Source organism: Proteus sp. GOKU, from assembly GCF_015475555.1.
Classification (GTDB): Bacteria; Pseudomonadota; Gammaproteobacteria; order Enterobacterales; family Enterobacteriaceae; genus Proteus; species Proteus mirabilis_B.
Genome location: NZ_CP034105.1, coordinates 2,401,749 through 2,419,986, shown reverse-complemented (window position 1 = coordinate 2,419,986; position 18,238 = coordinate 2,401,749). Strand labels below are relative to the sequence as shown.

Below are 18,238 nucleotides of genomic sequence, written 5' to 3'. Positions count from 1 at the left end.
TAACAATCCAGTATGAAATTCACCGAGCTTTAACTCTGTCTTAAATAAAGAAATTTTTGTAAAAAATTAGCCTAAATATAAAGGCATAATAGAATAATTAGAGGTTTTTAGTGTCAACTGCAAACACACCTGATGATGGACAAAAACCGAGCCTGAATGCGTTTAAACAGCCTCGTGCGTTTTATCTCATCTTCTCAATAGAATTATGGGAACGTTTCGGCTATTACGGTCTGCAAGGGATCATGGCCGTTTACTTGGTTAAAATGCTGGGCATGGGTGAAGCAGAAGCTATCACTGTTTTTGCTGCATTTACCGCATTAGTTTATGGCTTTGTTGCTATCGGTGGATGGCTTGGGGATAAAATCCTTGGTACTAAAAGGGTTATTATTCTTGGGGCAATCGTACTCGCAATTGGTTATGCAATGGTGGCATTCTCAGATCACGATAAAGACGTGATTTATTGGGGACTTGCAACGATTGCAGTAGGTAATGGTTTATTTAAAGCCAACCCATCTTCATTATTAGCAACATGTTATGAGAAAGACGATCCGCAATTAGACGGTGCATTTACGATGTACTATATGTCTATCAACGTAGGTTCGTTCTTATCTATGTTAGCAACACCGTGGTTAGCCGCTAATTATGGTTGGGATGTTGCGTTTGCATTAAGCGTTGTAGGTATGCTGATCACCTTAGCAAACTTTATGGTTTGTCGTGGTTGGATCAAAGATAAAGGTTCTAAACCTGACTTTGAACCGCTTAATTATTCAAAATTATTATTAACGCTGGTGGGTATCGTTGCATTAACTGCACTATCTACTTGGCTGTTACACAATAATGAAGTGGCAAGCTGGTCTTTAGCCATCATCTCATTAGGTATCATCCTGATTTTTGCGCGCGAAACCTTTATGATGAAAGGTGCTGCACGTCGCAAGATGATTGTTGCTTTCTTATTAATGGTTGAAGCCGTGGTCTTCTTTGTTCTTTACGATCAAATGCCAACGTCTTTAAACTTCTTCGCAATCCATAACGTAGAACACTCTCTGTTAGGTTTTAGCGTTGAACCAGAACAATTCCAATCACTTAATCCATTCTGGATCATGTTAGCAAGCCCACTGTTAGCGGCTGTGTATAACTTTATGGGTGATAAACTGCCAATGCCATATAAGTTTACCGTAGGGATGTTCCTAAGTGCGACTGCATTCTTAGTGTTACCACTGGGTGCAAGCATGGCAAATGAAGCCGGTATTGTGTCTTCATGGTGGTTAGTTGCAAGTTATGGTTTCCAAAGTATCGGTGAGCTGATGATTTCAGGACTTGGTCTTGCAATGGTTGCTCAACTTGTACCACAGCGTTTAATGGGCTTTATCATGGGCGCTTGGTTCTTAACTTCGGCAGCCGCAGCAATTATTGCAGGTAAAGTGGCAAGTTTAATGGCAGTACCAGAAGATGTGCAAAGTGCTCATGCTTCATTAGAAATTTATAGCAGTGTCTTCTTGCAAATCGGTATTGTAACAGGTGTTATCGCAGTTCTAATGCTGATCACAGCACCTATGCTGAGCAAAATGACACAGTAATTTTTGCCATTAAAAAAACAGGTTCTTAAGAAGAATAAAGGATGCCATAAGGCATCCTTTATTGTATGTAAATCGTACTTGTTTTTTACACTTTACTCATCATATAATCAGCAAAGAGTAAAGGAGGCGTTATGAATACCACAATACAAAAAAGCTCACCTCAAGCGTTATCAATAGAGAGAATGGCTGTTCTTAAAAGAATGGCTAATTTAACTCAAGAGTTAGTTGAAACATTAGCAGAGAAAAAAAGTTTAACTAATGCATTAGAAATGACAGATAACGAACTCGCTAGGCTTATTTTTGAAACACAGCTGGAGCGTGCCAGTGAGATATCGCCAAGGGAACAACGCCAAATTGCTCGTTTAAATGAAGGGGCTATTAAGTTTTCAGAGCAATTAAAAGCATTAGGCGGAACATGTCGAGCTAGCCAAGCCGCCGAAATTTTAGGTGTCAAACGCCAGACAATTAATAACCGCCTGAAAGCAAATAAACTATTAGCTGTTAAAGTAGGAGGCGAGTATCGATTACCCATATTTCAGTTTAATGGTAACCAGTTGATTGATGGTTTAGATGAAATCTTAGTTTTACTGGGTGATATGAGCTCGACCACCAAAGTCTCTTTTTTAACAAGCATGTATTTTTTTGATGATGACAAAAATCTTAATGTCATAGATGCATTAAAAAAATATGGACGAATGAGTGAGCAAATGCAGGAACTTATTCATCAAGCTAACCTTTTTGGTAAACACGTTGCTCTTTAATAAACAGCCCAGTATTGGGCTGTTTATTCGTCGATATTAATATCAAATTGCAATGTTTCTGTAATGATCTCAATTCCTGAAATATCATCATATAACCAATTTTGTGGGAAGTTTTCCTTTCTATTATCACTATAAGTATCAATAGAACAATGTGATAGCTCTACTAAAGGAGCAAGGCGCTCTTTCTTCGCCCAAAAAGCAGTACACATGCCCAAATAGTGCCTTGAGGGATATGTTATACCATCATAATCGAGCTCTGGTGTATTCGCTGCCCAGTCAACAATAGATTGAGTAAGGTTATAATGCTTGCCCGTCATTTTGTCGGCGGTGATATGCAGTATGCCTTGTAGTCTTGATATATCGATAAGCTTTGTTTTACGTGTAGTACTTAGTGTATATATCTGTGCTTTTTTTAAATCACTAGATCCAATAATAAAGTTTTTTCTGTTTTGATAAAGGCGTCCTAAAGATTCAGCAATTGCAATAACAGCATAATCAGCGGTATAGCAAATACCTGTTCTTGCTGTTGGATCATTATAACGACCCATTTCCAATACATTGCTTGGCGCAGAGTAATGTATACCTGATGAGTAAGACTTCCATTGCCAGCGTTTTTGTTGAATTTTTCTTTGTGTTTTACAAGGAATGTAACCTTGCAACTCAAGTATATTCAATTTCTTGTGGAGTCCTTTTCTGTTTTGATATGCCATCAGCTTTCAAATATTCCCTATTAAGAAAATAAAACGTTTGAATAGGGTAGAGTTCAATCAAAACCTTTTCAAGGTTTTGATTTTCAAAGTAATAAAATTCAGAAAAACTGCAAAACACAAAAAAATACCGCCCTTTTTAAGGGCGGTATTATATAAGGGGATACTTATAGAACATATTTATACATTGATAAAGGCTTAACCAATCACTTTATCAATCTGCAATGCAACATCTTTCTCTCTTGTTGTGGGTTTTACTGCCGCCCAACCTTTATACGCTAAAGGTAAGAAAGCGACTGCAATAGCTAATAATGATACGCCAGCGACATAATAGGCACCCGCCATTGCGGTTTTTTCTAACCATATACCTGTTAACATTGGCGTTAATCCACCGAATAAGGCATAAGCCATATTGTAAGCAAAAGACAAGCCAGAAAAACGAATTGATGGTGGAAATGCTCTTGTGCTAACAATCGGTGTAGTTGCAATCGCTCCTACAAAAAAGCCCATCAAACCATAGTTAAACGCTAACTGAAAACCTGTCATCGCGGCATCTAAACTGCCATAGAAATGGAATGCAGTAACAATCAAACCACCCCATGATAATGTCATTGACGCGCGCGTTCCTAATTTGTCACCAATCCAACCCCAGAATATACAACCTAAGGTTAACGTTAATGTTGCAACACAGTTCGCTTCTAATGACGTTGTTCTATCAATTTTATAGATCCCTTCAACAATAACGCCCGGTGTCATTAAAATGGTGACAACGATAGCCGTTGATAAAGACCATGTTAACGCAGCAGTAATTAAACACGCTTGTTTGTGGTTCTTAATAACTGAAACGACTGGCATTTCTTGTGCTAACGCTTTTTTCGCCGCCATCTCTTTAAAGATAGGGGTTTCTTGTAAAAAACGACGTAAGTAAACAGAGATTAAGCCAAATACGCCCCCTAAGATAAAGGGAATACGCCATGCAAAATCATTCACTTCTTGGCCGGTATAGCTACGTTGAACGATAATCGCAACGATGGAACCTAATAAAATACCGCCTGTAATACCTGAGGTTAATGTTCCTACACCTAATCCATAACGTTGTTTTGGCGTGTGCTCTGCGATAAATACCCAAGCACCCGGCATTTCACCACCAATGGCTGCGCCTTGCATAATACGCATTAATAACAACAACAATGGTGCTGCAACGCCAATGCTGGCATAAGTTGGTAATAAACCAATAACTAATGTTGGTACAGCCATTAAGAAGATACTTAAGGTAAACATACGTTTACGGCCAATAATATCTCCGTAGTGTGCCATAATAATGCCACCCAGAGGGCGAGCAAGATAACCGGCTGCAAAAATACCTAATGTTTGCATTTGTGCAATAAAGGCGTTATCACCAGGAAAGAACAAGTGGCTCAATGTTTTCGTAAAGAACACGAAGATCACGAAATCATAGAACTCCAAAGTTCCCCCTAGTGAGGATAAACCCAACGTTTTATAGTCGTTGCGGTTCAATGGTCTTGCCGTAGGTTGACTCAACGGCTGAGTGGAGTGTGATTGTGATGTCATAATAACAACCTATAATAATCATCGTGATAAAAATAATAAGTAATAAGTTCACAATTAAATTCTTTTTAAATTAGCGAATAAAATAGGGTGCAAATAAATAACAGCAAAAGGTTATTTAAAGACTATTTATGCGAGAAAGAATAATGTTGTGATGATGGTTTAAGTTATAACAGGAAGCTCTTAATAATGTAAATAGATGAAATTAAAACAACAGTATGAACTGGTTTTTTGGGGTTTTTTTAGATTATCTTGTTTTTGTTGTTGTTATTTTGTTTGTTTAAATATCGATATTTTAATAATTTACAACATAAAATAAAAATATTAAATGACTTACAAATAAGTAAGAACTCTGTATTTTTAAATAAAAAATGTTTAATGCTGAATATATTTATTCTAATTTAAATAACCGTAAATATAATAAATTAAGAGATACGTTAATTTATTATTTTCCAGAAATAAAGTTATTATTAGATAATTAAGAAAGCTAACAGTATTAATAATGAAAGATATGATCTGATAGAAAATGAATTATTAGAATATTCTACTGTATGTTAAATTCCCATCAATTGAAATTAAATTTCACTATTTATTTATTTGTTGAAATCAAAATCCAATAAAATTTACAATGATAACTTTATTTTTGTGTTTTTATGCATAATGTGGTTTTTCTTTGTTTTGCCATTAAATTAAAAATAAAAACAAAAAGAGGCATCAAAAAAACTATTCTTGGTTATAATTACATCAGGAAGTCAATTGATATGTCGGAGGATTTATGGTCTCTATCTCAATGAGTGCTGTTCTCTTAGCTGCAATTGTTCTGTTTGCATCACTTTCTATCGTCGCATTAGGTGGTAGTTTGGTATTAAAAACCATGCTTAATAACACCAATCAAAATGACAGCTATTTACTAAGTGCCTCTGTTAAAAAGACTTTTATTACTTCATTGATTATCGCATTGTTGCTTGTCTATTATTACCTTTCAACAACGGCTTAATTATTTATCGATATAAAAAACGCCACTGTATTTTATTAGCAGTGGCGTTAGTGTTATTGAGGCTTTTCTTAGACTAAGAAGATAGTTGCTAAACCTAAGAAGATAAAGAAACCACCGGTATCTGTAATTGCGGTTATCATAACGCTTGAACCAATTGCAGGATCTTTACCTAATTTAATCATTGTCATTGGGATCAATACACCCATCATGGCAGCCATTAAGAGGTTTAATACCATCGCCATTGTCATTACCGCACCCATAGCAAGGTCGCCATAGAGGAGGTAAGTGACAATTCCCATTATTCCCCCCCAAACAACGCCGTTAATAAAGGCAACACCAAGCTCTCTTAAAATTAAGAAAGAAAAGCTTCCGGTTTGAATTTGGTGTAGCGCTAATGCGCGAACAATCATTGTGATGGTCTGATTACCTGTATTTCCCCCAATACCCGCAACAATCGGCATCAATGTGGCGAGGGCGACTAATTGGGAAATGGTATCTTCAAAGACACCGATAACACGAGAGGCAACGAAAGCAGTACATAAGTTGATAGCCAGCCAAGTCCAACGTGTTTTAACAGCTTGACCGACGGGTGCGAAGACGTCTTCTTCTGGGCTCAAACCACCCATACGACGAATATTGGTATCGCTCTCTTCATGCATGTTATCAACGATATCTTCAACGGTTAATCGCCCCATTAGAAGACCGTTACTATCAACAACAGCTGCAGAAATTAAGTCATAACGTTCGAACGCGCCCGCTGCATCTTCACCTTTTTCTTCTGGCATAAAGCTAACAGTGTCTGTTTTCATTACATCAGAGACAAGCTTATCAGGAGATTGGGTTAAAACGGTGGTTAATGGAAGCTCGCCCAATAGATGATTTTTATTATCAATAACGAAAATTTTATCCGTTGCTTCAGGAATAGAGCCTCGTTGGCGTAAATAGCGCTGTACCGTTTTTAATGTGACATTGCCTCGCACAGTGACGAACTCAAAATCCATCATCTGACCGACACTGTCTTTTGGATATTGAAGAACTTCTCTTATTCTATTACGCAGGCTTGGTTCTAAATAGGTAAGAAGACGACGCATCGTATCGCGAGGTAAGTGCTCTGCGATATATGCTTGCTCATCCACATGTAATGTGGCGACCGATCGTAATAACTCACGGTCAGTCATATCTTTAATTAAGCTGTCCCAAACGGCGACAGAAGCTTCGACTAAAACAGCACCACGTTCATTATTATCAACCAAATGCCACAGGGCTAGACGTTCGTCATAGGGAAGGGCTTCAAGAATATCTGCAATATCTGCCGCGTGTAGATCTTGTAGTAATTCTCTAACAGTGGTGATTTTTTCATGAAGTTCATGGTGGCTCAGCCTATCATTTTCACTTGCTTCACCTAAAACGGTTTCAACAAAATGATCATCTTCGAGAAAGATGCTCAAAATTTGCTGACGCAGGTGTGCCACTTTTTGTGAATACGGATTGATGGCAGCCGCAGTATCATTGTTGATAGCTGTTTGAGACATGTTATTCCTTTTTAATTCTTACGAGGGAGATAACCATTGACACTAATTATTCCATTTTAGGATGATTATCGGTCTTCTCCGTATAAAAAATATGAATCTTGAACAATATTGCGTTGGTGATGTTCATATTATGGTCACAAATCAAACCTATGTTGTTATGTGATAGTTGTTGTATGATAGATGCAACAAAAGACGCATTGACTAGCGTCTTTTTCTGTATAATATCATATTGTTAAGCAGATTCCTCTTTTATATCCAGTTTCCAACCTGGAACCGACTGCCAATGCTCTTGTTCTTTTTCTAAATCCAATTCCATCAATGTGTTATCGGAAAGATATTTTTTAGGAAAATAAAGCGTCCAATGATTTTCATCTGTAACTAAACGCAAAGATGCGGGTTTTGTCGTCGATTGTCGCTGATTATTAAGTAAAGTTGCTAATCTTAGTATTTGTACGAGTGGGAAATACTGTTTCTTTTTATAAAGATTAAATTTTGGCAACTCATCTAACTTGATCCCTTTTCGGTGATAGCGAACTAGGGTTGTTAATAACAGTTGTTGTTCTTGATTAAAACCGGGTAAATCAGTATTTGAAAGAATATAGGCAGAATGACGATGTAACCCGCTTAAATTAATGCTTAATCCCACCTCATGTAACATGACAGCCCAGATTAAAATAGCTTCTAAATCAGGACGAACTAATTTAGGATTTTGCTGTGCCCACTGAGCGTAGAGAGACTGCATTGTTTCAAGAACACGTTTTGCTTGCTCTCTATCGATATTATAGTGCTCTGCAAGGCTTTTTGCTGTGCGTTGACGAATATCTTGATGGCGAAATCTGCCTTCCATTTCATAAAGTACACCTTCGCGTAATGCACCATCAGATAGGTGTAGAGCTTTTAATCCTAAAGAATCAAAAATCCCGCATAAAATTGCCAAACCCGGTACAAAAACATGTTTACGCTCATCGGATAATCCCGGTAGGGCGATATCTTTAAATTTCTTAAATCGTAAAACTTGTTTGGTGAGCATAAGCAGGCGCTCGGGTGTGATAACACCGTCTTTTTCACCAAACTCAACTAAGATCTCATAAGCGGCTTTAATCGTTCCTGAAGCCCCTAACGCCACATCCCAGCCAGTCATTTTGTATTGCCATGCAATTTTTTCCATTTTACGCGCGGCTTTTTCTCGTGCTTTACGAAAAGCGGATTCGCTGATTTTTTGTTCTGGGAAAAATTGACGGCTAAAACTGACACAACCCATGCGTTGGCTTTCGATTAAGATTGGTTCAAAATTTTCACCAATAACCAATTCTGTTGAGCCACCACCGATATCAATAACGAGCTTTCGACCTTTTTCAGATTGAGTGTGTTCAACACCCATAAAAATAAGTCGAGCTTCTTCGTGTCCCGAAATAATTTCGATAGGATAAGGAATAACTTCTTTGGCGCGTTGAAGAAAGACTTTCGCATTAGTGGCGACACGCAAAGTATGCGTTCCCACGACGGTGACATTTTCCGCAGGAAAGCCCTGTAACCTTTCAGCAAAAAGAGAAAGGGCTGAAAGCCCACGTAACATAGCCTCTTCGCTTAATTCGTTATCATCATCAAGCCCATCAGCAAGATAAACTCGCTGTTTTAAACGGCTTAATACTTGTAATGCGCCATTAACAACCCGCGCAATAATCATATGAAAACTATTAGAACCGAGGTCAATAGCCGCAATTTCTAAAGGACGTGGTGAAGAGTCATCTTGTGATAAAGGCATAGAATTACGCTCGTGGATCGGGTTGTTCTAACAATTTAATGTACTCATAGACAGCAAGCTGGGAACGGATCTTACGTTTATTTCCACGAGGAACATAGCTATTTGTTAAATCTTTATCGATATAACGTGCTTTTACGGTGTCATTAAATTGAATATCCAGAATATCAAGAACGCGCTGTTTAAGTTGAGGATCAAGCAAAGCCACTGCAACTTCAATACGATAATCAAGATTTCGCGTCATCCAATCCGCAGAAGAGAGAAAGATTTTTTCATCGCCTTTATTAGTAAACACATAGACACGATCGTGTTCTAAAAATCGGTCAACAATGCTGGTTACCTGAATATTTTCACTAAATCCCGGTTGATTAGGGACTAAAGAACACATTCCGCGTACTAATAATCGTACTTTTACGCCAGCTTCTGACGCGTCATAAAGGCGATTAACGAGCTCTTCATCAACTAAGTTATTCACTTTTAGTGTGATCCCTGCGGGATGTCCGGCTTGGGCACTGTGAATTTCGTTTGTGATTAATTGATTTAACAGAATACGCGAGTTTTGTGGTGAAACCATTAAATGTTCAAAAGTCACTGGACGATAAGGATTTTCAATAAAACTAAAGACGCGGCGCACTTCATTAGTAATTTCGGTATTCGCCGTTAATAATGAATAGTCAGTATAAAGACGCGCTGTTTTTTCGTTAAAGTTCCCGGTACCAATATGAGCATAGCGAATAATTTCACCATTTTCTAAACGTGAAATGATAAATAACTTCGCGTGAATTTTCAGACCTGGGGCTGAGAAAATAACGTGTACACCTGCTTCTGTCAGGCGTTTTGCCCAGTGAATATTTGCTGCTTCATCAAAGCGAGCTTGTAACTCAACGACAACAGTGACACGTTTGCCGTTATGCGCAGCGTGGATCATCGAATCAATGATCCGAGAATCTTTAGCAACACGGTAAATATTGATTTTTATTGAGATAACACTTGGGTCGAAAGAGGCTTGGCGCAACAATTCCAGCACATGCTCAAAGGTATGATAAGGATAATAGAGTAAGACATCGCGCTCACGTATTGCATCAAAGCCATTACGGAAATTATCAAACCACACATGGCGTAAGCGTGGGATCACTTTATTTAAAAGAAATTTACTCCCTTCATTTGGGAAGTTAATAAAATCTTTAAAATTATGATAACGACCACCAGCTATTACGGAGTCATTATTCGATAAACCTAATTTACTGCGCAGTAGTGCCACCATTTCATCAGGCATATCTCGCTGATAAACAAAACGGACGGGTTCTGCGGTAAGGCGCTGTTTTAATGTCGATGACATCATTTCAAGTAAACTAGATTCCATTTCTGTCGCGAGATCGTACTCGGCATCTCGCGTCATTTTCATGGAGTAAGCACTTAATGAATCATAATCAAAAAAGCCTTTAAATACCTCATCAAGACAGTAGCGTAAAATATTATCCAATAAAATCATGGATTTTTTCTTACTACGTCCTTGATCTGTCGGCAGAATAACAAAACGGGGTACTTTATCTGATGGAATTTCTAGCAGGGCGTAATGAATAATTTGCCCTTGCACAATTTCAACCGCTAAATAGGTATAGTCATCTTTAAGAAACTCAACTAAGTCTGTTTCAGGATTAATCAAAATAGGCGTGATGTGTTTTCTTAAATTTTGACGGAAGTATTGGCGTAACCAGATTTGTTGATTAGGTGAGATTTGGCGTTCGTTAATTAAAAATATTTGATTTCGCGCCATTTCAAGTAACAAATCATTATATAAGGCATCAAACTCTTGGTCAGCTTTAGCCACTTTTGACTGAATTTTCTTTATAAGATGGCGAGCATGACTTGATGCAGAGCGTGAACCACGCTCTTCATTAATTAAAATACGGCGTTTTACATCGGCAAAACGAACCTTGTAGAACTCATCAAGATTATTTGAATAGATCCCCAGAAACCTGACTCTTTCAATTAACGGGTTTCGTTTATCAGCCGCCTCTTGTAATACACGTTCGTTAAACGCAAGCCAACTGATCTCTTTATCAATATAGAGTCGTTCCTGGGACATCTGAACTCCAACAAGGGTTAAAGTTAAAACTTAATATCTGAATAAATCAGACGTGTTGCTTAATGGTCGCACCCGGCTTAACAAAATTTTCGGGTTTCGCCTCTTTGGCTTTTTGTTCAAAATAAGGCGCTTGGAAAGTACACATTCTAATCGCAGAACGGTAGGCACCGTTAACAAAAAACTCATCTATTAAATCACCTTCTTTTTTAAAGCCAAGCTTTTCATAAATATGAATCGCTTTAGCATTCTCTTTATCGACGATCAAATAGAGTTTGTATAAATTAAGTACAGAGAAAGCATAATCCATCGCCAATTTTGCGGCTCGCGCAGCATATCCGTGGCCTTGATGTGCAGGTGCGATGATGATTTGGAATTCAGCACGACGGTGAACATAATCAATTTCAACCAACTCGACAAGCCCAACTTTAGTGCCGTCACTTTCGGCAATAAAACGGCGCTCGCTTTGGTCGTGAATATGTTTTTCATAAAGGTCGCTTAACTCGATAAAAGCCTCATAAGGCTCTTCAAACCAATAGCGCATAACGCTGGCATTATTATCAAGTTGATGGACAAAAGAGAGATCTTCTCGTTCGAGAGGACGTAATTTTATAGGTGGAACTTTCTTACCACCGGACATAAGCACCTCGGTGAATGCATTGAATAAAAAGAGAAAAGGGTGACACAAAAAAAGTCACGCAAGCTACAGTGTAGCACAATGTGACTTTTTATCTTAAACGAAATAGTTAACCAAGATTGTCGAAAAGCGCAATATCATCGAGAAAGGCTTGATTATTCTGCATTTTTAATCGCTCGTCAGCTAACCAACCGATCGCTAATGGATAAATACGATACTCTTCAGTTTGTATTCTTGCTTGTAATGATTGTTCAGTATCATCTGGCAAAACAGGAATACGCGCCTGAATAATCATGGGACCACCATCAAGCTCTTCTGTAACAAAATGGACGGTAACGCCATGAAAAGAGTCTTTATTCGCTAAAACTTGGCGATGAGTGTGTAATCCGGGATATTTAGGAAGTAAAGAAGGATGAATATTTAATAATTTATGCTGATAATGAGTGACAAAATCAGGCGATAAAATACGCATAAAACCAGCTAGAACCACAATATCGGGCTGATAAGCATCGATTTTTTCAATTAACGCTTTATCGTAATCCGCTCTGTCATTGTATAGAGTCGGATCAACAAAATAAGCTGGAATATTAGCAAGTTTTGCTCGTTCAAGACCGTATGCATCGGCTTTATTACTTAAGACAGCAACCACATTACCTGTGATTTTATTTGCCCTACAGGCGTCGATAACCGCCTGTAGGTTGCTGCCGTTTCCTGAGATAAGGACGACAATATTTTTCATTCACATGCTTTCATTAGTTAATAATAACTTGTGCTTCACCAGCTGCTTGTGGCGCAACTTCACCAATTAACCATGCGTTTTCACCACATTCAGCCAGATGCGCTAATGTTTTTTCAACGTCATTTGGGTTAACGGCAATTAACAATCCAACGCCACAGTTAAAGGTGCGATACATTTCATGTGTGCTGACTTGTCCGGCATCTTGTAGCCATTTGAAAACCAGTGGCCATTCCCAACTTTTACTTTCAATACGCGCTTGCGTGTTTTCAGGTAATACGCGAGGAATATTTTCCCAGAATCCGCCACCTGTAATATGTGCCACAGCATGGATATCTACATTTTCAATTAATGAAAGCAGTGACTTCACATAAATACGAGTAGGGGCTAATAGGTGATCGGCTAATGATTTATCGCCTAATGATGTGCTTTCAGCTTGTGTATTGCTAACTTCAAGAATTTTTCTGACTAATGAATAGCCATTAGAATGAGGACCACTTGATGCTAAAGCGATTAGCGCATCGCCAGCTTTAACTTTGCTACCATCGATAATTTCTGATTTTTCAACCACACCGACACAAAAGCCTGCGATATCATAATCGTTACCGTGGTACATTCCTGGCATTTCAGCAGTTTCACCGCCAACTAACGCACAACCAGATTGCTTACAACCTTCTGCAATACCTGTTACTACGCGTGCTGCGGTATCGACATCTAATTTTCCTGTGGCATAGTAGTCAAGGAAGAAAAGGGGTTCTGCACCTTGAACAATCAAATCGTTGACACACATTGCGACTAAATCAATACCGATGTCATCATGGCGATTTAAATCCATCGCAAGGCGAAGTTTAGTTCCTACGCCATCTGTGCCTGAAACTAAAATAGGTTCACGGTATTTAGATGGAATTGCACAAAGTGCGCCAAAACCACCTAAACCCCCCATAACTTCAGGACGGCGGGTTTCTTTTACTACACCTTTGATACGATCGACTAAAGCATTACCTGCATCAATATCGACACCGGCATCTTTATAGCTGAGAGAGGATTTGTTAGTCACGTAGAGCCCTCACGGCAAGTTGCTGTTAAGAAAAAATGTGTGCGGACGCTATTCTAACAGGCAAAGCAAACGTTTGCGAGGATCTTCTTTATAGGTCACAATTATTCATGTTGGTGTGGTTAAAAGCTGTGCGTTTGATCAATATCAATAGAAAAACGATGGAATGTTGGCAAAAAAGCGGTATAATCTCGCGATTTTTTTGTCAGGCTGCGTCGTACATTAGGAGAAATTATGAAGATCGTTGAGGTAAAACACCCACTCATTCAACATAAATTGGGGCTGATGCGAGATCATGATATAAGCACTAAACGCTTTCGTGAACTGGCTTCAGAAGTTTCCAGTCTACTGACGTATGAAGCTACCGCCGATTTAGAAACAGAGACGGTAACAATAGAAGGTTGGTGTGGTTCGGTAGAGATAGAACAGATTAAAGGAAAAAAAATCACAGTAGTTCCTATCCTCCGTGCAGGTATCGGGATGATGGATGGAGTATTAGAAAATATTCCTAGTGCCCGAATCAGTGTAGTTGGCGTTTACCGCGATGAAGAAACATTAAAACCTGTCCCTTACTTCCAGAAATTAGCATCCAATATTGAAGAGCGTATGGCTCTTGTTGTTGACCCTATGTTAGCAACAGGCGGCTCTATGATTGCCACAATTGATTTATTAAAAAATGCGGGCTGTACTTCAATTAAAGTATTAGTACTGGTTGCTGCTCCAGAAGGTATTAAGGCATTAGAAGAAGCTCATCCAGATGTGGAGTTATATACTGCATCTATTGATAGTCATCTTAATGAGCACGGGTACATCGTTCCAGGTCTTGGCGATGCTGGTGATAAGATATTTGGTACAAAATAATAATTAAGCCGACTTTGATAGTCGGCTTTTTTTTGGACCACTTATTTGTTCTATACTCTAAATATTTTAAGGTGCCGCTAGATGACTCGTTCGAGTGAGCGTAGTTAGCAACGCGGTGGCTTAAAGTAAGACGAGTATAAAGTTAAAAATACAAACCAATTTCACATTCATATTAAAGAGAGGTCGTAAGCATGACTCGTCGTGCAATCGGGGTAGAAGAGCGCCCACCATTATTACAAACAATTCCGTTGAGTCTTCAACATCTGTTTGCAATGTTTGGCGCCACCGTACTTGTGCCAATTTTATTTAAAGTTAATCCGGCAACAATATTGTTATTTAACGGGATCGGAACCCTGCTTTATCTCTTTATTTGTAAAGGACGCATTCCTGCTTATTTAGGTTCAAGTTTCGCGTTTATCTCACCCGTACTTTTACTATTACCTTTAGGGTATGAATTAGCACTCGGGGGATTCATCGTCTGTGGTGTGTTATTTTGTATCGTTGCAGGTATTGTTAAAATAGCAGGACGAGGCTGGATTAATGTGATGTTTCCGCCTGCGGCAATGGGCGCAATCGTTGCCGTCATCGGACTTGAATTAGCTGGAACTGCTGCGGGAATGGCAGGATTATTACCAAGTGCTGATGCACCGGTTGATACCCAAACACTGCTTATTTCTATGGTGACTTTAGGGGTGACAATCTTAGGCTCTGTGATGTTTAGAGGATTCCTTGCTATTATTCCTATCCTTATTGGGGTACTAGCAGGTTATGCACTCTCTTTCTTCTTGGGCGTTGTTGATATTACTCCAATTAAAGAAGCTAACTGGTTTGCACTACCGACATTCTATTCTCCGCGTTTTGAATGGAGTGCTATCTTTATTATCCTACCTGCTGCATTAGTGGTTATTGCAGAGCACGTTGGACACCTTGTTGTTACAGCAAATATTGTGCAACGCGATTTAATGAAAAACCCTGGCTTACATCGTTCTATGTTCGCAAACGGTTTCTCTACCATTATTTCGGGTTTCTTTGGCTCAACACCAAATACCACTTATGGTGAAAATATTGGTGTTATGGCTATCACTAAAGTTTACAGCTCATGGGTTATTGGTGGCGCGGCAATTCTCGCTATCTTATTATCTTGTGTCGGTAAACTCGCTGCGGCGATTGCTGCTGTGCCTGTTCCAGTGATGGGTGGAGTTTCACTACTACTTTACGGTGTTATTGGTGCATCAGGTATTCGTGTCTTGTTAGATTCAAAAGTGGATTATAACAAACCGCAAAACTTGATATTAACTGCAATTATTCTGATTGTTGGTGTGAGTGGTGCATCCATTCAGATTGGTGCGGCTGAATTAAAAGGCATGGCATTAGCAACTATCGTAGGTATTGTTTTAAGCTTAATCTTTAAATTAGTTAGTATTGTTCGCCCTGAAACAGAATTAGTGGATAACACTATCGAGTCTGTTAGTGGTACAGCAAACAAAAAGTAATCGATTAAGAAAATCTAAAGCAATATGCTGAAATTAATAAAAAGGTGGATGATCTCCACCTTTTTTATTGCGCTTTGTTTTTTGTGTCATATTAAAAACTAAGATTTTTGATGTTTTAAGTGTTTAAAACTTAGAAAAGCATGATTAATTCAATCATGATGTTTATTTAAATAAAATAAATGAGACAATGGGGGTCTGTTCTTATGCGAAATAGGCAATTTGTCTGTGGTTTGAGTGGTATTCGTTTTAAGGTTGGAAGCGTCTCAAAAAAGGTATAGCGTAATTTATGGAAAAGCTCATTGAAATTTATGATTTCATTACATCAAAGCAGATTTTTACCACAATATTTTTAGTTATTGTGTTGCTGGTGGTGTGGTTTCTCGCCAAAATGATTTTCCGCCGAATAGCAAAGCGTTTACTTTTTTTATTTACTGAACTTTCAGATGAAGAGACGATAGAAGATATAGCTAAAAAGAGTGCATCTATTGTTGCTGTTACACTCGTTCTCTATATTAATCAGCTATTACCGTCTTTTTCAGCTGAAATGAATATTATTTTTGAGACGGTTGCTCGCGCCTTTATCATTATCAATATTGCCTCATTGCTAAATAACGCGCTTGATATCTTCAATATTAGGCATGCCAAAAAAGCGTGGCATCGAAATAACTCTATCAAAGGCTATATTGAGATTGCCAAAATCGTGGTTTGGATTATCTCTTTTATCCTGATCATTGCGTTATTTACTGAACAATCACCACTTATTATTATCTCGAGCTTTGGTGCCATTGCTGCGGTATTAATGTTTGTTTTTCAGCATACACTTATCTCTTTTGTTGCCAATATTCTTATCTCTAACGGAAAAGTATTAAAGCTTTATGATTGGATTGAATTACCCAGTAGTAATATCAGTGGTGAGGTTATTGATATCGCATTACATACGATCACTGTACGTAATTGGGATAATACAATTTCGCGTATTCCAACCAAAGATTTTTTGACTGAAAAATATACAAACTGGCAACCGATGTTTTCATCAGGAGGGCGTCGGATCAAACGCAGTTTTTATATTGACCAATCTTCGATTTCATTTGCAACGCAAGAGTTAGTATTAGAATTAAAAAATACAGCACCGCTTCGTAAGAGCATAGAAACGATGCTAGAAGGAAAGGAAGAAGAGATTGGTGATATTAATGAGTGGTTAGAAACAAAAGGGGTGACAAACCTGCAATTGTTTCGTAAGTACATGCTAAATTGGATAAAAATGCGGGGTGATGTTCGACCTGATATGTATTTAGTGATCAGAACAATGCCACCTACACCGATGGGATTACCTGTAGAGTTATATTGTTTTACTCGCGCAACCACGTGGGTTGAATATGAAGAGACTCAATCTGAAATCTTTGAGTATATAAATGCATCAGCTAAATATTTTAAGCTCGATATTTATCAGCAACCTTCAGGTAATGATGTTGCGAAATTAAAATTTAGATAATAAAGACGATTAATTAAACAAGAAATGTTTTTTGATTTTGTACTAAACAATTTGTGATACAGCAAGACGATAAATAAATAAGTCATTAAGAGTATATAAAATAGACTTATCACGATAATCTTGCTGTTATCTTAATCAGTGCAATGTGCTTTTTTAATATTGATTCTGACCTTGTGAGAATTTGTGTTAGAATCACCACGTTTATTAAACTATTCAGGTGAGGTGCTTCTGAATACGCCGTCACAGCTATCATTACCACTATCTCTGCCCGATGATGAGACATTCGATAGCTTTTATGCAGGGGAAAACGCGTCGTTAGTCGCGGCAATTCGAACCGCCATTCATCAATCTCATGGCAGTTATATCTATTTCTGGTCTCGTGACGGAGGTGGAAAGAGCCATCTATTACATGCCGCTTGTGCTGAGCTTTCACTAAAAGGTGATGCTGTTGGGTATGTTCCTCTTGATAAACGAGCCTATTTTGTTCCCGATGTTCTTGAAGGTATGGAACACTTATCCTTAGTTTGTATTGATAATGTGCAATGTATTGCAGGTGATGAAGAGTGGGAACTCGCCTTATTTAATCTTTATAACCGCGTTTTAGAGCATGGACGAACCTGTTTATTAATTACAGGGGATAGACCGCCTCGCCAAATAGAACTACAACTTCCTGATTTAGCATCTCGCCTTGATTGGGGGCAAATCTACCGTCTGCAACCTTTAAGTGACGAAGAGAAAATTCAAGCGCTACAATTAAGAGCAAAACTTCGTGGATTTGAATTACCTGAAGATGTTGGTCGTTTTGTATTAAAACGTTTAGATAGAAAAATGCGCACCTTGTTTGAAATGCTTGATGAGCTTGATCACGCTTCTATTGTTGCTCAACGTAAACTTACCATCCCATTTGTGAAAGATATCCTCAAACTTTAAATTGCCTCACTCATCTTATTCGGTGGGGCTAATAATTTAAATCC

Annotated in this window: 15 protein-coding genes; 7 read left to right on the top strand and 8 right to left on the bottom strand. The window is 38.3% G+C overall.

Translation table 11 applies throughout. The features are described 5' to 3' along the window. The first annotated feature begins 110 nt into the window (after window positions 1-110). Both dtpA and EHE21_RS11310 read left to right on the top strand, forming a co-directional pair. A complete protein-coding gene (gene dtpA / locus EHE21_RS11315) occupies window positions 111-1,577 on the top strand; it encodes a dipeptide/tripeptide permease DtpA (protein ID WP_161711437.1) in 1,467 nt (488 codons plus the stop codon). Between the two features lie 131 nt (window positions 1,578-1,708). Further along, the gene (locus EHE21_RS11310; protein WP_161711438.1) at window positions 1,709-2,338 is read left to right on the top strand and encodes a DNA-binding protein; all 630 of its coding nucleotides are present in this window, start codon (window positions 1,709-1,711) and stop codon (window positions 2,336-2,338) included. Window positions 2,339-2,361: 23 nt separating this feature from the next. Here EHE21_RS11310 and EHE21_RS11305 read toward each other — a convergent pair whose 3' ends face one another. Next, the gene (locus tag EHE21_RS11305) at window positions 2,362-3,012 is read right to left on the bottom strand and encodes an RES family NAD+ phosphorylase (protein ID WP_228766672.1); all 651 of its coding nucleotides are present in this window, start codon (window positions 3,010-3,012) and stop codon (window positions 2,362-2,364) included. Between the two features lie 231 nt (window positions 3,013-3,243). After that, complete coding sequence (locus EHE21_RS11300) at window positions 3,244-4,617, bottom strand: MFS transporter (RefSeq protein ID WP_088495286.1); 1,374 nt, start codon at window positions 4,615-4,617, stop codon at window positions 3,244-3,246. 772 nt (window positions 4,618-5,389) lie between these two features. On the opposite strand from EHE21_RS11300, the gene EHE21_RS11295 reads away from it, so the two are divergent. Beyond that, entirely contained in the window at window positions 5,390-5,611 is a 222-nt protein-coding gene (locus tag EHE21_RS11295; RefSeq protein WP_194950731.1) for a hypothetical protein, read from the top strand. Between the two features lie 68 nt (window positions 5,612-5,679). On the opposite strand, the gene mgtE is transcribed toward EHE21_RS11295, so the two are convergent. The 6 genes from mgtE to purM all read right to left on the bottom strand — a co-directional run bounded on the left by mgtE (window position 5,680) and on the right by purM (window position 13,421). After that, complete coding sequence (gene mgtE / locus EHE21_RS11290) at window positions 5,680-7,143, bottom strand: magnesium transporter (protein ID WP_088495288.1); 1,464 nt, start codon at window positions 7,141-7,143, stop codon at window positions 5,680-5,682. A 232-nt stretch (window positions 7,144-7,375) separates the two neighbouring features. Further along, window positions 7,376-8,908, bottom strand: coding sequence for an exopolyphosphatase (ppx, locus tag EHE21_RS11285; RefSeq protein ID WP_194950730.1), 1,533 nt, complete (start codon window positions 8,906-8,908; stop codon window positions 7,376-7,378). Window positions 8,909-8,912: 4 nt separating this feature from the next. Further along, a complete protein-coding gene (gene ppk1 / locus EHE21_RS11280; protein ID WP_075671908.1) occupies window positions 8,913-10,994 on the bottom strand; it encodes a polyphosphate kinase 1 in 2,082 nt (693 codons plus the stop codon). Between the two features lie 46 nt (window positions 10,995-11,040). Further along, complete coding sequence (gene speG / locus EHE21_RS11275) at window positions 11,041-11,631, bottom strand: spermidine N1-acetyltransferase (protein ID WP_088495291.1); 591 nt, start codon at window positions 11,629-11,631, stop codon at window positions 11,041-11,043. A 106-nt stretch (window positions 11,632-11,737) separates the two neighbouring features. Further along, complete coding sequence (gene purN / locus EHE21_RS11270; protein ID WP_194950729.1) at window positions 11,738-12,367, bottom strand: phosphoribosylglycinamide formyltransferase; 630 nt, start codon at window positions 12,365-12,367, stop codon at window positions 11,738-11,740. A gap of 13 nt (window positions 12,368-12,380) precedes the next feature. Next, window positions 12,381-13,421, bottom strand: coding sequence for a phosphoribosylformylglycinamidine cyclo-ligase (purM, locus tag EHE21_RS11265; protein ID WP_194950728.1), 1,041 nt, complete (start codon window positions 13,419-13,421; stop codon window positions 12,381-12,383). 231 nt (window positions 13,422-13,652) lie between these two features. Between purM and upp the strand changes: the two genes are divergently transcribed. The 4 genes from upp (at window position 13,653) to hda (ending at window position 18,194) form a co-directional block, all read left to right on the top strand. Then, window positions 13,653-14,279 carry a uracil phosphoribosyltransferase gene (gene upp / locus EHE21_RS11260; protein ID WP_023581896.1) on the top strand — a complete coding sequence of 209 codons (627 nt, stop codon included), beginning with the start codon at window positions 13,653-13,655 and terminating at the stop codon, window positions 14,277-14,279. A 191-nt stretch (window positions 14,280-14,470) separates the two neighbouring features. Further along, the gene (gene uraA / locus EHE21_RS11255; protein ID WP_194950727.1) at window positions 14,471-15,772 is read left to right on the top strand and encodes a uracil permease; all 1,302 of its coding nucleotides are present in this window, start codon (window positions 14,471-14,473) and stop codon (window positions 15,770-15,772) included. A 286-nt stretch (window positions 15,773-16,058) separates the two neighbouring features. Beyond that, window positions 16,059-17,264 (top strand): mechanosensitive ion channel family protein, encoded by a 1,206-nt coding sequence (locus EHE21_RS11250; protein WP_088495294.1) that lies wholly within the window; start codon window positions 16,059-16,061, stop codon window positions 17,262-17,264. A 222-nt stretch (window positions 17,265-17,486) separates the two neighbouring features. Next, window positions 17,487-18,194 carry a DnaA inactivator Hda gene (gene hda, locus EHE21_RS11245; RefSeq protein WP_006533048.1) on the top strand — a complete coding sequence of 236 codons (708 nt, stop codon included), beginning with the start codon at window positions 17,487-17,489 and terminating at the stop codon, window positions 18,192-18,194. The last annotated feature ends 44 nt before the right edge of the window (window positions 18,195-18,238 follow it).

What these genes read in the sequence shown, in the direction of transcription:
- EHE21_RS11300 (WP_088495286.1), bottom strand. Translation starts at nt 4,617, where the DNA reads ATGACATCACAATCACACTCCACTCAGCCGTTGAGTCAACCTACGGCA.
- speG (WP_088495291.1), bottom strand. Translation starts at nt 11,631, where the DNA reads ATGTCCGGTGGTAAGAAAGTTCCACCTATAAAATTACGTCCTCTCGAA.
- EHE21_RS11310 (WP_161711438.1), top strand. Translation starts at nt 1,709, where the DNA reads ATGAATACCACAATACAAAAAAGCTCACCTCAAGCGTTATCAATAGAG.
- purN (WP_194950729.1), bottom strand. Translation starts at nt 12,367, where the DNA reads ATGAAAAATATTGTCGTCCTTATCTCAGGAAACGGCAGCAACCTACAG.
- uraA (WP_194950727.1), top strand. Translation starts at nt 14,471, where the DNA reads ATGACTCGTCGTGCAATCGGGGTAGAAGAGCGCCCACCATTATTACAA.
- EHE21_RS11295 (WP_194950731.1), top strand. Translation starts at nt 5,390, where the DNA reads ATGGTCTCTATCTCAATGAGTGCTGTTCTCTTAGCTGCAATTGTTCTG.
- ppk1 (WP_075671908.1), bottom strand. Translation starts at nt 10,994, where the DNA reads ATGTCCCAGGAACGACTCTATATTGATAAAGAGATCAGTTGGCTTGCG.
- upp (WP_023581896.1), top strand. Translation starts at nt 13,653, where the DNA reads ATGAAGATCGTTGAGGTAAAACACCCACTCATTCAACATAAATTGGGG.
- mgtE (WP_088495288.1), bottom strand. Translation starts at nt 7,143, where the DNA reads ATGTCTCAAACAGCTATCAACAATGATACTGCGGCTGCCATCAATCCG.
- ppx (WP_194950730.1), bottom strand. Translation starts at nt 8,908, where the DNA reads ATGCCTTTATCACAAGATGACTCTTCACCACGTCCTTTAGAAATTGCG.
- EHE21_RS11250 (WP_088495294.1), top strand. Translation starts at nt 16,059, where the DNA reads ATGGAAAAGCTCATTGAAATTTATGATTTCATTACATCAAAGCAGATT.